The 12,450-nt window shown below is 42.6% G+C and carries 11 protein-coding genes and 3 pseudogenes; 7 read left to right on the top strand and 7 right to left on the bottom strand.

Translation table 11 applies throughout. The annotated features are described in order from the left end of the window. Positions 1-125 precede the first annotated feature (125 nt). The gene (locus tag RIG66_RS33865; RefSeq protein ID WP_446384510.1) at positions 126-254 is read right to left on the bottom strand and encodes a hypothetical protein; all 129 of its coding nucleotides are present in this window, start codon (positions 252-254) and stop codon (positions 126-128) included. Positions 255-311: 57 nt separating this feature from the next. Here RIG66_RS33865 and RIG66_RS33860 point away from each other — a divergent pair, with 57 nt between their 5' ends. The 6 genes from RIG66_RS33860 to RIG66_RS33835 all read left to right on the top strand — a co-directional run bounded on the left by RIG66_RS33860 (position 312) and on the right by RIG66_RS33835 (position 2,701). Next, a complete protein-coding gene (locus tag RIG66_RS33860) occupies positions 312-668 on the top strand; it encodes a toxin-antitoxin system TumE family protein (RefSeq protein ID WP_446384508.1) in 357 nt (118 codons plus the stop codon). A gap of 12 nt (positions 669-680) precedes the next feature. Continuing rightward, the gene (locus RIG66_RS33855) at positions 681-1,079 is read left to right on the top strand and encodes an HVO_A0114 family putative DNA-binding protein (protein WP_446384506.1); all 399 of its coding nucleotides are present in this window, start codon (positions 681-683) and stop codon (positions 1,077-1,079) included. 157 nt (positions 1,080-1,236) lie between these two features. Next, positions 1,237-1,416: a hypothetical protein gene (locus tag RIG66_RS33850; RefSeq protein WP_446384504.1), complete on the top strand. Its 180-nt coding sequence runs from the start codon at positions 1,237-1,239 to the stop codon at positions 1,414-1,416. Beyond that, positions 1,379-1,651 carry a BrnA antitoxin family protein gene (locus RIG66_RS33845; RefSeq protein WP_446384502.1) on the top strand — a complete coding sequence of 91 codons (273 nt, stop codon included), beginning with the start codon at positions 1,379-1,381 and terminating at the stop codon, positions 1,649-1,651. Before RIG66_RS33850 ends, RIG66_RS33845 begins: the two co-directional genes overlap by 38 nt. A 298-nt stretch (positions 1,652-1,949) precedes the next feature. Beyond that, positions 1,950-2,162 carry a hypothetical protein gene (locus tag RIG66_RS33840; protein ID WP_446384546.1) on the top strand — a complete coding sequence of 71 codons (213 nt, stop codon included), beginning with the start codon at positions 1,950-1,952 and terminating at the stop codon, positions 2,160-2,162. Between the two features lie 110 nt (positions 2,163-2,272). After that, positions 2,273-2,701 (top strand): retroviral-like aspartic protease, encoded by a 429-nt coding sequence (locus tag RIG66_RS33835; RefSeq protein WP_446384500.1) that lies wholly within the window; start codon positions 2,273-2,275, stop codon positions 2,699-2,701. A 246-nt stretch (positions 2,702-2,947) separates the two neighbouring features. On the opposite strand, the gene hcp is transcribed toward RIG66_RS33835, so the two are convergent. From hcp to RIG66_RS33805, 6 genes and pseudogenes are all read right to left on the bottom strand, one after another. Then, positions 2,948-4,597 carry a hydroxylamine reductase gene (gene hcp, locus RIG66_RS33830; protein WP_446384498.1) on the bottom strand — a complete coding sequence of 550 codons (1,650 nt, stop codon included), beginning with the start codon at positions 4,595-4,597 and terminating at the stop codon, positions 2,948-2,950. A gap of 424 nt (positions 4,598-5,021) precedes the next feature. Continuing rightward, a pseudogene (locus tag RIG66_RS33825) lies at positions 5,022-6,050 on the bottom strand (cysteine desulfurase family protein); the annotation flags it as partial. 114 nt (positions 6,051-6,164) lie between these two features. Next, positions 6,165-7,565 carry an HNH endonuclease domain-containing protein gene (locus RIG66_RS33820; protein ID WP_446384544.1) on the bottom strand — a complete coding sequence of 467 codons (1,401 nt, stop codon included), beginning with the start codon at positions 7,563-7,565 and terminating at the stop codon, positions 6,165-6,167. 243 nt (positions 7,566-7,808) lie between these two features. Beyond that, positions 7,809-9,671: pseudogene (locus RIG66_RS33815) on the bottom strand (hypothetical protein); the annotation flags it as partial. Positions 9,672-10,051: 380 nt separating this feature from the next. Beyond that, positions 10,052-10,966: a DUF4007 family protein gene (locus tag RIG66_RS33810; RefSeq protein WP_446384496.1), complete on the bottom strand. Its 915-nt coding sequence runs from the start codon at positions 10,964-10,966 to the stop codon at positions 10,052-10,054. Between the two features lie 463 nt (positions 10,967-11,429). After that, entirely contained in the window at positions 11,430-11,819 is a 390-nt protein-coding gene (locus RIG66_RS33805) for a hypothetical protein (RefSeq protein ID WP_446384494.1), read from the bottom strand. On the opposite strand from RIG66_RS33805, the pseudogene RIG66_RS33800 reads away from it, so the two are divergent. Continuing rightward, positions 11,800-12,450 (top strand): annotated as a pseudogene (locus RIG66_RS33800) (transposase); the annotation flags it as partial. The gene RIG66_RS33805 and the pseudogene RIG66_RS33800 overlap by 20 nt on opposite strands.

Below are 12,450 nucleotides of genomic sequence, written 5' to 3'. Positions count from 1 at the left end.
TTTCGTCATGATTAAAATTAAAGTTTAAATGCCGAACGGCTTAAGCATTTAGGTATCACCGAAACCTTTGATCTACCGTAGGGTGGGCAATGCCCACCAGCCTCATCTGAGCGTGCCATTTAATGCTAAGTTAATATACCGGACACAAGCCAGTGCGATCGCATCTCAGATGCTGGAACTTGCCCAATCAATCGCACTGTAGCACGAACTTGCAGCGTTTCCCCTTCATAGAGGTTGATTGACAAAGGAGACATAATAAAGTTATGATCTGATGATAACTGTCTCTACAGAATATTAAAGACAGGTATATTTTGAGCCAAGAAGATAGGGACTACGGACTTGAAACGTTACTTGACCTAGATGGGGAAATCTTCCCCATGGAAAACGGCTATTGGACGAAATTTGAAGCTCGGAAGGTGGCTCCAAATGAGCATATACCCCATGGCATCAAATATAGTTTGACTTTACATAACAGTAGAAATGAAAGAATTATCGGATATGATAATGCACATGGAATAAAGCGTAAAGGGAATAAATACACGGCTAATCGAACTGTCTGGGATCACAAACACAAACGAAATGTTGTAGAAGCTTATGAGTTTGAAAGTGCAGGTCAACTACTAGAAGATTTTTGGACTGATGTGAATCGCATTATTATTCCAAAATAAGAGGTGATTTCCATGGAAAATAAGGTTATGAAAATAGGGATTATCTCTAGAGAAAATTACATCAAAAGAACTATAGCGATTGCCAAAGGAGAATATAAGCCCCAAAAAGATGAACCGAAAGTATGGTTTGAATCGATGAAGTCGCTAGCCCAAGTCTTGAGTAATGAAAATCAAGACTTGCTGAGAATAATCATTAACCACGAGCCACGTTCTATTTCAGAGCTTGAAGAGCTAACCCATCGGAAGAAGTCTAACCTGTCTAGAACACTAAAAACTTTAGAAAGATATGGAATAGTTGAGCTAGTGAAAGATAAAGGCAAAGTTATTCCCAAGGTTAAAGCTACAGATTTCCAAGTTGAGTTCAGCCTTGAGAATAACCTTTCTCATCTTGCTGATTCTGCAATGGTTTAGTTCGCTGATCGTCGTAGGTTGGGAAAACGACAGGAAATCTAACCTCTACTTTATCTGTAGCTCTCTTGTGATCGCGCCACGGTCGTTAGCATTTTAACCAGACGTTTACAGCGTACTGCTATGATGCTTTGTAGAAAACTATCTACAGTTAGGAAAGATGACTGAATTACTTCAGCGGGTTATTGCACAGCTTGAGAAATTGCCAGAAGAAGAGCAAGATGCGATCGCGACTCGTCTTTTAGCCGAACTAGAAGATGAACGGGCATGGAAAATTCGTTCAGCACGAAAGGCAAATCGATATGAGCGAAAACGATTTGAACAATACCTCACGTACTAATTGGGAAGCACTCGAATCAATGTCTGATGAAGATATTGATTATTCTGACATCCCACCGTTGACAGATGAATTCTTTGAGGGCGCGACACTGCGAATTCCAGCAGATAAAGCACGCCATCTGATTCAGATCGACCCAGATGTAATAGCTTGGTTCAAAGCCCAAGATAAAGAATACAAGACAGTCATTAATACTGTTCTACGTCGTTACATTGAAAGCAATGGCAATAAGCAATGAGCCTAACCGATTGGTATACCTGACACAAGCAAGTGCGATCGCGTCTCAGATGCTGGAGTTGTCCAATCGCACCGTAGACGGTCTGCCAAGCTATTATGGTGGTGACTAGCCCTTAGTTCGTGTCACCCATGTCTATCTCTCAGCCTTTAGCTCTTCCACCTGGATTCGAGCAGTTAAGCAAGGAGCAGATACCTGTTCGGTGAATGGCATCTTGAAATTGTGCGCGATCGCGTTTCCTCGCAGGATGCTGTTGATCGACAAAGTTAAAATTGGAATAAATAGGCTAGATTTAACTAATATGACTGTAACAGAGCTTCTTCCGACACTAAAAAATCTCTCCCGCGCCGATAAACTAAGGATTATGCAATTTTTAGTCCTTGAGCTTGCCAAGGAGGAAGATGCGCTTTTGCAACCCGGAGCAACCTATACTGTTTGGTCTCCGTATAATTCACATGAAGCTGCCCACAAGCTCGCTGAGTTGCTAGAAGAGGATAAGGGAATAAGTAAGTAGGTTGGTGGAAATCAACTTAACTAGATTAAGTTATGTAAACAAGCCTCAAACCCTTACTGTTCCCTGTTCCCTAATCTCCACTGCTAACTTTAATTGTGTCCACCTACTTAATGCTTAACTCGCAGCGTTTCCCCTTCACAGAAACACAGGATACTTTTGGAATTACCGATCTAGTTCCACTCTTGCCTCTTACTCTTACACACGGCAATGCTTCTGTAGAAGTTACAGGCTTAGTGGATACTGGTGCTAGTGTCAATGTCCTACCCTATAGTGTTGGTGTTCACCTTGGAGCAGTTTGGCAAGATCAGATGACATCTGTAACACTTGCTGGAAATTTAGCACCTGTCGAGGCGAGAGGTTTGATGGTATCTGCAAAAATATGGTCTTTCTCTCCGGTGCGCTTAGTTTTTGCGTGGAGTCAATCTAATGATGTGCCATTGCTGCTAGGGCGCATGAATTTCTTGGTGGAGTTTGATGTTTGCTTTTATGGATCACAGATGGCATTTGAGTTGAGTCCAAAACAGCCACCAGTCATTTGAATTATCCTAAGATCTCGAAAAATTACTAAAATGTTTCAGTATTGAGGTGCAGTCTGTGAAGCTCACCACAATTATTTACCGAAGAAGATATTATCGAAATGCGTACCTTAGAATAATTCCTCTATAATTCCTCTATATATGTTAACTCCTGCCATTGGTAACCCTCCACTTTAAATTAACACCACAAAACCCAACATCCAAGTAAAAAGGGGCGCGACAAAAGCCACACCCCCTCACCTAACTAACTCAACCCAAACAAGCCGCCAAATCCTCATCGGGTGTAGTAATCGCCTTCAACTGATACTTCTCCGACAGCAATTTGAAAACATTCGGAGAAATAAACGCGGGTAACGTGGGACCCAAACGAATATCCTTAATTCCCAAATACAACAACGTCAACAACACAGCCACCGCCTTCTGTTCATACCACGACAAAATCATCGACAAAGGCAATTGATTCACATCCATATCAAACGCCTTCGCTAATCCTAAGGCAATTTGAATCGCGGAATAGGCATCATTACATTGTCCCACATCCATCAACCGAGGTAGAGAACCAATTTCTCCCAACTGTTGGTCAAAGAAACGGAACTTACCACAAGCTAGGGTGAGAACAATACAATCTTCCGGTACTTTTTCCACAAATTCAGTGTAGTAATTGCGCTCTGGTTTCGCGCCATCACAGCCGCCAACTAAGAAGAAGTGACGAATTTTGCCTTGCTTAACCCCATCAATCACTTGATCCGCCACATTTAACACCGCATTCCGGGCAAATCCTGCCATTACCTGACGCGGGGGTTGCTCTTCCACAAACCCAGGCATATCTAAGGATTTTTGAATCGCTGGGCTAAAGTCGGGGATGTTACCCTCCTCCGGTGGAATATAGTTGATGCCGGCAAACCCAACAGGACCAATGGTAAACAGTTTCTCATCATAGGTGTCATGAGGCGGCATCAAACAATTGGTAGTGACAATAATCGCCCCTGGAAACTTACCAAATTCTTTGGTTTGATTCTGCCAAGCTGTTCCATAATGCCCGTACAGATGAGGATAGTTCTGTTTAAGTAAAGGATAACCGTGAGCGGGTAAAAGTTCGCCGTGGGTGTAAACCGTAATCCCTGTATCCGCCGTCTGTTTCAGGATGGCTTCCAGTTGTCTGATATCATGTCCCGATACCAGGAGAGCTTTGCCTTTTCGGGGATTGAGGGGAACAGGAGTTGGCGTAGGATGTCCATAAGTATTGGTATGTCCCGCATCCAATAGTTCCATCGCCCGCAGGTTAATTTCTCCTACCTTTAAGGCTAAATTCACCCAATCATCCAAGGTGAAATCTTGATGATTTAGCGCATCTAAGGCTTCTTGAATAAAGTGATACACCTGCTCATCTTCCTGTCCCAATTCTTGAGCATGAAAGGTGTAGGAAGCAGCGCCCTTAATTCCATAGAGAACCGTGAGTTTCAGGGAGAAGATGTCAACATCACGCGCCGATTCACTAATGAAGCCTAATGCTAAATCTTGACCCTGCTCGACTAAACTCTCATTAAAGTCAGGATGATACCCAGACACTCTTCCCCATTTGACGGGTTCGGGACTAGCTTCCTTGACTTTAGCTTTTAAATTATCTCGCTTCTCGATACACTCACGGACATACTTGGTAAAGCGTTTTCGGTCAAAATTGACATTCGTCATCGTGGCGAATAAGGATTCGCAGGTGAAGACATCCTCGTCGTGAGTAGAAATATCTAACTGACGGGCTTTAATCACCACTGGCGCAAGTCCGCGCAAGCAGTAGACTAATAAATCTTGAACGGCGTTAAGTTGGGGACTTTTACCACATGCGCCCCATTGATGACAGCCATTACCACTGGCGGTTTGTTCACACTGTTCGCAAAACATGAGTTACTTTTTCCTATATTCAGTCTCTCTATCTCTACTCTAGGAAATTTTTGGCAGATAACGCTTTGACTTAAGTCAATTTTTGTAATCTCCGGCAGTTTGTAAAGAAGTTTTACAGTTTCATGCCAGCTTTTTAGGCGCAAACCTTGCGCCCCTACAAATACAAGGCGAATGGTTCAAATCTACCTCTATCTTTAGGTAGAACTTCAAGTTTTCAACCGTTTAGCCAAGGTGTAATATCTCTCCAGCGTCTAGCTTCAATCTGATGCTGTTTGAGCAATCGGTTAAAGTCTTCGGTATCCGTTGTGGCAATAATTATGTCTATTCCTATAAACCATGCGCCTTCATCTAAAGCCGACTTAGACGCGATCGCCCTAATTATTTCTCAATCCCGTAGCCATGTTGAGACTTCAGTTTAGGCGTTCTAGGCGAGTAAACGAGAAATATCTTTAACGGTACTCGCTAAAATATCCGCCGCTTGATCAATTTCAGCTTCTGTCGTAAATTTCCCGATTCCGATTCGTAATGCTCCCTCAATAACATCTTCAGGAAGATTCATCGCACGCAAGACATGAGAAGGGGCTTCTACGCCTGATGAACAAGCTGATCCCCTGGAAATGGCTAATTTTCGACGTACTCTGGCGATCATGGCACTGTTGGGAATACCTGGAATGGAGATATGCAGGTTTCCAGCCAGACGGGAGTTAATATCTCCATTAACGATAAGTTCGGGAATTTTTTCTGCTAATTGAGCTTGCAGGCGATCGCGTTTAGCGGCGATCGCACTCTCATCTTGTACCATCTCCAACTGTCGCAACCGACAAGCTTCTCCTAAACCGACAATTCCCGGCAGATTCAGTGTACCGGCTCTTAATCCTTTTTGATGTCCTCCTCCAAACAAGATTGGCTCTAGGGTATTACCTCGTTTGAGTACCAAAGCGCCAACCCCTTGTGGAGCATAAAATTTATGTCCTGACACAGCTAAATAGGTGATTCCCCATTCAGCAACGTTAATCGGAATTTTACCTACGGCTTGGGAACCGTCGCATAAGAAAGGAATATTATAATTCTGGGTAATACGACCAATTTTTTCAATGGGATAGATGTTCCCAATCTCGTTATTAGCTGCCATGACGCAGAGCAAGGAAACCCCATGCCGACAGGTTTGTTCGAGATGGTTTAAATCTAACCTGCCTTGGGAATCAACGCGAAGGTAAATAATTTCCGCCCGTCTTTTTTTCTCTAATGCTTTACAGGTATCTAAAACCGCCTTGTGTTCTACCGGAGAGATGGCAATGCGGGGTGAAGAGTCATGACTGGCGGCGATACTCCCTTGAATTGCAATATTAATACTTTCGGTTGCCCCCGATGTAAAGATAATTTCTTTCGGGGATGCACCCACTAATTGAGCTAGATTTTGAGCGGCTTGGGAAACGGCTTGGGCGGCGCGATCGCGTCTTCAATGCCATACTCTTCTAAAGCACGGCGGAGGGCTTGGATCAACATTTTGCCTAGGTCAGCTTGGACTTCTCCACTAATACAAATAACAGTGCTATTGAACTTTAAATCAGTGATATGACCAATCGGGGCTAAAGCCTTGAATAGTAGCTAAAGACATCAAAGGATGAATCGTTAGTTCGTATGCCTTCCTTAATTTTTCGATGTCGAGTAGATCTTCAGCATCGCTCATTTTTAACTCAGAAATATGGGATTCAACGGCTTTTAACCATTTTTGATGACTCAGGACTTGGTAAGAAGCAGTTAACCCCAAATATTGTAATTCAACAAAATCGTTAAAGTAGGTTGCTGAAGGTAAGTTATTAGATTTAGAAGCGTTGACACTTGGATGAGTTGGAATTAAGTTCCAAAGCTGATCATGGGCAACAAATGACCAAGGCAAGTAATGATCCAAACTGAGATTTTTTTGATTTAAAAGTTGTCCTGAGTAGATACAGCTAACGGGTTGAACCGCTAAAACCTGTTTCCAGTATTTCGTCTGTGATGATAAAGAGCCTCTTTGCTGAGGCATAAATATTTTACTGACGATGTTGGGCGTGTTGGGATTACGTTGCTGCATATACTTCACCCATTCCCAGGATGCCCAACCCCGAATAATGGCATAGTGTTTTTCTAAATACGTCGCCCAATCGGAATGAATAAAAATTGATTCACAATCGTTGTAATCTGTTTGATCAAATTTATATAAAGGCTTTTGGGAGTCAAAATATTGATCAGCAATGGCGGGAATAGCCTTTTCTAAATCATTACCTCTACCTTTACTAACATTTGCTGCTTTGAGTTCTGCCTCTAAGAAAGGGGCAATGAGGCGAAAGGGAACATAGCGTTTAAGATAATTAATTGAATCACTCAAATCTTGAAATGCAATCGTTGTCCGTAATAACTTTTTATTGATGTCTGTAAATTTTAGTATGGGAGCTGTAATCTCTAACGTTAAAGAGTCCAGTTTTTGAGCAATTTTATCTTGAGTTCCAAAGGACAGCTTAAAGTAAGTGTGAGGATACCAAGCGTTTGCCAACATTTCGACGATTATTTCTTTAAAGCTGATTGAAGAAAGCACTTCAAACTGTCGTCGTTTAAGAATGTCAAGAAGAGACAGAAAAAAGAGGTATTTATAAGATGTGGTGATGTTTGAAAAGAGGCGAGATAGTGCAACTACATCAACTTGATCTGATTCGGGTAGCTGTCCAGAGTCAAGCCTGATTAAGTTCGTAGGTGTGTTGGTTGTCAGATGACCTAAGTAAATCTCAACAAACTCTCTAGAGGCTTCTGGATCAATGATTTGGATAGCTCTGACAATCTCCGCGACAGTTTCAGCAGTGGGATCGGTCTGCTCATGAAACCAACGAAAGACAATAGGACGCTCAACCCCCAACTCTGTAGCCAGTTGGCTTTGGCTGATGTCGTAAGACGTTAAGACTTGTTTGAGTGCTTGACCTGCTTTTCCCATAGTTTCCATTATGGCAGAGCCAAGCTAACCTTTAGTTGGCATTTATGATAACATTTAAGGTTATCAAGTAAAATAACAAAGAACAAAAATGCAAACACCTTTTAACTGTGCTGTCTGCGGACAGCTTGTAGATCCTCGCTTGGCTCATCCTGCTTGTAGCCAAACTTGCGGGAGCGAACAATGCAAAGTTTGAATTTCCTGGGATGCAATACAAACTTATTTTTTGAGGAAGTGTCAATTTAAAACTAAGGTTTTGTTGAGTTGAGGATTATCTCGCATAATCTCCTCCTGCAATACTTTCTCGACCAACTGATCCAGCTTCTGGGATTGATCATGCTCAACCCACACCAAACGGTGAGTTTCTTGTCCATCCGGTTGTGTTACCGTAATCCGACGCGCATCAAACCCATCCCCCTTTCGAGTGTCGTGATTTAACGCTTCCAGATTCTTAAACCGCCGCGCTAAATCCGATAGTTTAATTTCAAACGCCGTGACATTTTCATCCGTCCATGACTCCACTGGCTTATCGGCGAAAATCGTTACCAAGGCTGCTAACCACTCCCCGTCTGTCTTCTCCTCATCCACCGCCCTTTTGGTAAACAGATCCAGTGTTCGCTCGACACATTTTCCCACCAAAGGACGCGATCTCACCCGCAATTCTTCCCGCAGTTTTTGTTCCCGACTACTGACCCCAAACGCATTGTGCAGCAAGCGTTGACATTCACTCAACAAGCCTTCGTAAGCTGTATTAATCTCCCGTAGTACCTGCACCAGTTGCGAACGCAGGCTTTTGGCAATTGTTCCATCATCCCCAGCTTCCGTCTCAATCGGCGGTAAATTGAAGGACTTGGGTAACTGGGTAAACAACAACTCATCCGGTTCAGTTGTCTCCTTGAGTGCAGTCAAAACCCTCTGCGCTTCCTGACTAATTCGCTGGGTTTGCTTCGTATAAGCCGGAAGCCGATTAACAAATTGATATAAAGGAGTCACAACCGTTAACAGCGTGGCATTCCGGATTTTCCCTTTCTTAAGCTTCGATTGGCGTAAAATCGCTTCGAGTTCCTTAAAAACTTGCGATCGCAACCCCACCACTTCAAAATACTTCACCGCGTACCGCGAGGGATCTTTAACCAATAACTCAAAGTGTTCTGAACCCAAAATCGGAATATACGTCCCATCTCGATAAACCCCCAGATCATCAACATGGTGTAGCAGAACCGCCGCTAACATCACCGGAATCGCCCCAGGTTTGATACCGTAGGGTGCCGCTGCTAAACGCTGATAAATTTGGTCAAGGGTTTTGGGTTTCTCCTTAGCTGATAAACAAAATTTCTCAATTGCTTGCCAAAAGGAACCCACTTTCGCCCCTTCCGAGGGTGGGTAAAAGTCCCACTCTCCCTCCTCTTGGCGGTGAATACCAGTTTCCCCTAACAGGGAATAGTACATACTCACTTCCGGACCATAGCCTTCTAGTCCTAACTTTTCCTGATTCCCCCGTTCAACCATTGCTGTAATCAGTTCCCGTCTGGCTTTTGCACCTTGGGAGGTGAGATCCCGACGGTTAATCAATTCATTCCACAAAATCGGACTTTGATCATAGACGCGATCGCACACCTCGGACAGTTTGGCATTAAAATCCGTAATGTGACCAATCCGTTCTGCTTCCCCCTGTACCCAACATTGCTGGTCATTCCCTGTCATCTCAAAGGCTTGCGCCAGGGTTTCATCCAAAAGCTGTTCGGCTTGAACCACCCGAAAGCGCACTTCTTTGCGGGCTACCCCATCCGATTGTAATTCTGATGCTGTATCTTGAATCGCTTTCAAAGCCGCATATTCCCGGCTACGTAAACGCAGGACATCTAGTTTTGCTGCACCCAGTAAAACCAAAGGTTTGCGATCGTCAGTCACGGCGGGAACCTGAGTTGGTGACTCATCATCCACCCAATATCCCACATAACCATCCGCATCAGCACTGTCGCACCGGAGTTGAGTTAAATCCAATGTGCTATCCAGATAATGCCGTTCAAAATAGCGTAATGTCCCTGTTTTATAACTGTGCCGTTGTACTACAATTGGTGGCAATGAACGCAAGGATGACAGCAGTTCTCTTGCTGCTGTTGCTACAGCTCGAAATAAACCCTTTTCCGGAAGTTTAGTTAACGCTTGATAGTCACTACTTTCTGCGGGTGGTGTATGCCGAGCAATTTCTAAAGCAAAGGAACGCATCTGGCTCTGAGCAGGGGCGCAAACAGAGGTAAGATAATGGGTAAACGCAGACTTTCCGGTGCCATAAACACTGGTTAACGTCCAAGCATGATTGGCTTCAGCCGTGGTTAAGCCTTTTAAAATCCGTCGCAAAGCATCCACTGCCCGTTCCGTTAAAACATAACCCTTTAAAGCGTCTGGTCGAGTTAAATCTCGCTCTAAATTCACTGAACGAGAGTAACGACGGTTGAGACTAAAATATTGTTCAAGCGTTTGACGATTCATTGATGACCTCTCGTTCGGTAATACTGATTTAATATCTCTTTTATAAGTAGAGTAGCGTCTTGAGTAAACGAAAATTGGACTAATCCAGCGGTATCAGAAATGGCAATTCCTTTCCTGCTACGAGATATTTTCTCAATCGCTTCAGCAATCGCACTTTCGGGGAGTTTAAAGACGACCCCAGGACTCCCCGAGTCGTAAGTCAGACTGGAAACTGAAATGGTTTTTGAACTGCCACGAGTTTGAGCATAATCTAAACAAGCCGTAACAATAATCTCAGCCGGAAGATTCACTTTTTGTCCAATGCGGAAAGTATAGTATTTTGCGTCTACTGTCATCCGGATAATTCCAAGTTCGGCAAAAGGGCAATCAATAGAGTCTTCTATTAATTTCGTTTTCCCTTCTGGCTGACTATACATACGGAGAATACAGGTGACATCTTTCTTGAGAGACGATTCAGCAGTACGAGTTCCTAATTCAGTTCTATAGTTTTTGAGTCCTCTGAGCAAATCTTCAGATGTAAATTCAACTTGGCGGAATACATTAAAGGTGTAGTACCAAGCAGCGGCTTCACAAGTAGGTTTCAGCAGATACCAATGAAGTAACCATAACGAAGCTGGATCTTCAAGAAATGGATCATAACCCCTATCACCGAGAACTTTCCACCCGAAATCACTCGGTTTGTCTTCTTCTAGAACCTTAAACGCTTGACACCAGTAGCGAATAGAACGTACCATGTTCTTCCCCACCCCTAAAATAACAGGAGCATCGTCTTTGAGAAATACGCTGGAGTCTTGACAAGCCGCATCAAATCCTTTTTTGAGCCAACTAAACCTTGGGTGGAAGGTTTCGTGGCGGGCAAAAATAGGGGCAACTTCTTTTGGTGAAGTCTCTGCTGGGGATGTTCGGGTCACTGTGACTATTTCTTGATTACTTATACGGCTTAGTACAAAGATACCCTGTCCAGGCTTTTTTGTAAACCCCGAATAAACTTTGTTTGCTCTTTAAATGCTTTTTATACATTCTCTAAAGTGACTATTATATTTTTTGAAAATAACTGCGTTTTTTCACTAATGTGTTCGCTTCATGTATAATGATTTTACAAGAAAAACGGTGGCTCATAAAAAAAAAATGAGCCTAGCGATTAAAATCTACCTATATCTTTAGATAGAAAATCAACGTTTAAACTGTTTAGCTACGGTGTAATATATCTCCAGCGTTTTACTATACCCTTTTTCACGTTCTATAATCTGACAATTAGTACAGCCTATTTTACATCTTTGGACTTTGGACAAAAAAACTACATTTGCGTAACTTTTACGCAAATGTAGTTTGGACTTAATTAAGAGGAATTAATTTGACTATGACCGAAAAGTTCTACTCGTCTTTAACTCCCTCATTTTCTCCAGAGAGATCCGGCTCAGTTTCTCCCCCAAAACAAACATCTAAATAACTTTCCTGGAGAGAATTAATAACTCTTTCCAATTCATCGATAAGTCCCCTTCTTGTTACTTTCTCCACAGCATCAATATGAGCCTCACTGCCAGCTTTTCCTAAATATAAGTATTTGCTTTTTTTATTATTGTCACTAGCCCTAGGAAAAATCGGCTCAATGGCTTGTAGTTTATAATACCAGTAAATTTTTTTATTTTGCTTCGTCTGATAACGAATCACATGACAATGAGGCGGAGCCACTTCTCCTTCTGAAGCTATTTTTTGGATTTGTCGCTTTAGCTTACGAAATGAAGATAATTTGGTTTCCATCATTCGAGTCAAAAGCAATCGAGTATTCTACCGAAAATTTATCCCCTCAGATTCTCCTAAAAAATCATCGGGTCATCCTCGTTGGTATGGAGACAGATTTGATCTCAAAGATGAGACAAGTTGGGGCGAACCCGATGAAGTCATTCAATCAACCTTGACAACTAAAAGAGGACGGAGCCTGAATCTCAAAATTTCCGGTTGGAATCAACTGTTAATGAAAGGAACTAAAAATTATAAGATGCACAAACATCCTTTTCGATTACTTCAAGTTGTGGTGAGTGATGACACGGGGAAATCTGTCTGGAAACCGATGTGGCTGATAGTAATTGGTTCTCGCCGTCATGAGTTGAGCCTTCAAGACTGTCATCAAGCTTACGGACAACGTTATGATTTAGAACATTTTTTTCGTTTTGGTAAACAAAAATTGTTAATGACTACCTATTTTACTCCTGAAGTTCATCATGAGGAAAATTGGTTCCAACTGATCTTGTTAGCTTATCTCAATTTGTGGAAAGCCAGGAAATTAGCTACTGTTTTACCCCGTCCTTGGGAGAGTTATTTGACTCAAACTGAATCGCTCAAAGTTACACCCAGCTTAGTTCAACGGGACTTCTATCGAATTATTTCGTCTTTG

The organism is Coleofasciculus sp. E2-BRE-01 (assembly GCF_040221695.1).
GTDB lineage: Bacteria > Cyanobacteriota > Cyanobacteriia > Cyanobacteriales > Coleofasciculaceae > Coleofasciculus.
Note: the sequence above shows the minus strand (reverse complement) of the source record. Positions and strands in the feature narration are given on the sequence as shown.

Coding starts and splice junctions, on each gene's coding strand:
- RIG66_RS33865 (WP_446384510.1), bottom strand. CDS start 254: ATGTCTCCTTTGTCAATCAACCTCTATGAAGGGGAAACGCTGCAAGTT.
- RIG66_RS33855 (WP_446384506.1), top strand. CDS start 681: ATGGAAAATAAGGTTATGAAAATAGGGATTATCTCTAGAGAAAATTAC.
- RIG66_RS33850 (WP_446384504.1), top strand. CDS start 1,237: ATGACTGAATTACTTCAGCGGGTTATTGCACAGCTTGAGAAATTGCCA.
- RIG66_RS33845 (WP_446384502.1), top strand. CDS start 1,379: ATGAGCGAAAACGATTTGAACAATACCTCACGTACTAATTGGGAAGCA.
- RIG66_RS33840 (WP_446384546.1), top strand. CDS start 1,950: ATGACTGTAACAGAGCTTCTTCCGACACTAAAAAATCTCTCCCGCGCC.
- RIG66_RS33835 (WP_446384500.1), top strand. CDS start 2,273: ATGCTTAACTCGCAGCGTTTCCCCTTCACAGAAACACAGGATACTTTT.
- hcp (WP_446384498.1), bottom strand. CDS start 4,597: ATGTTTTGCGAACAGTGTGAACAAACCGCCAGTGGTAATGGCTGTCAT.
- RIG66_RS33820 (WP_446384544.1), bottom strand. CDS start 7,565: ATGGGAAAAGCAGGTCAAGCACTCAAACAAGTCTTAACGTCTTACGAC.
- RIG66_RS33805 (WP_446384494.1), bottom strand. CDS start 11,819: ATGATGGAAACCAAATTATCTTCATTTCGTAAGCTAAAGCGACAAATC.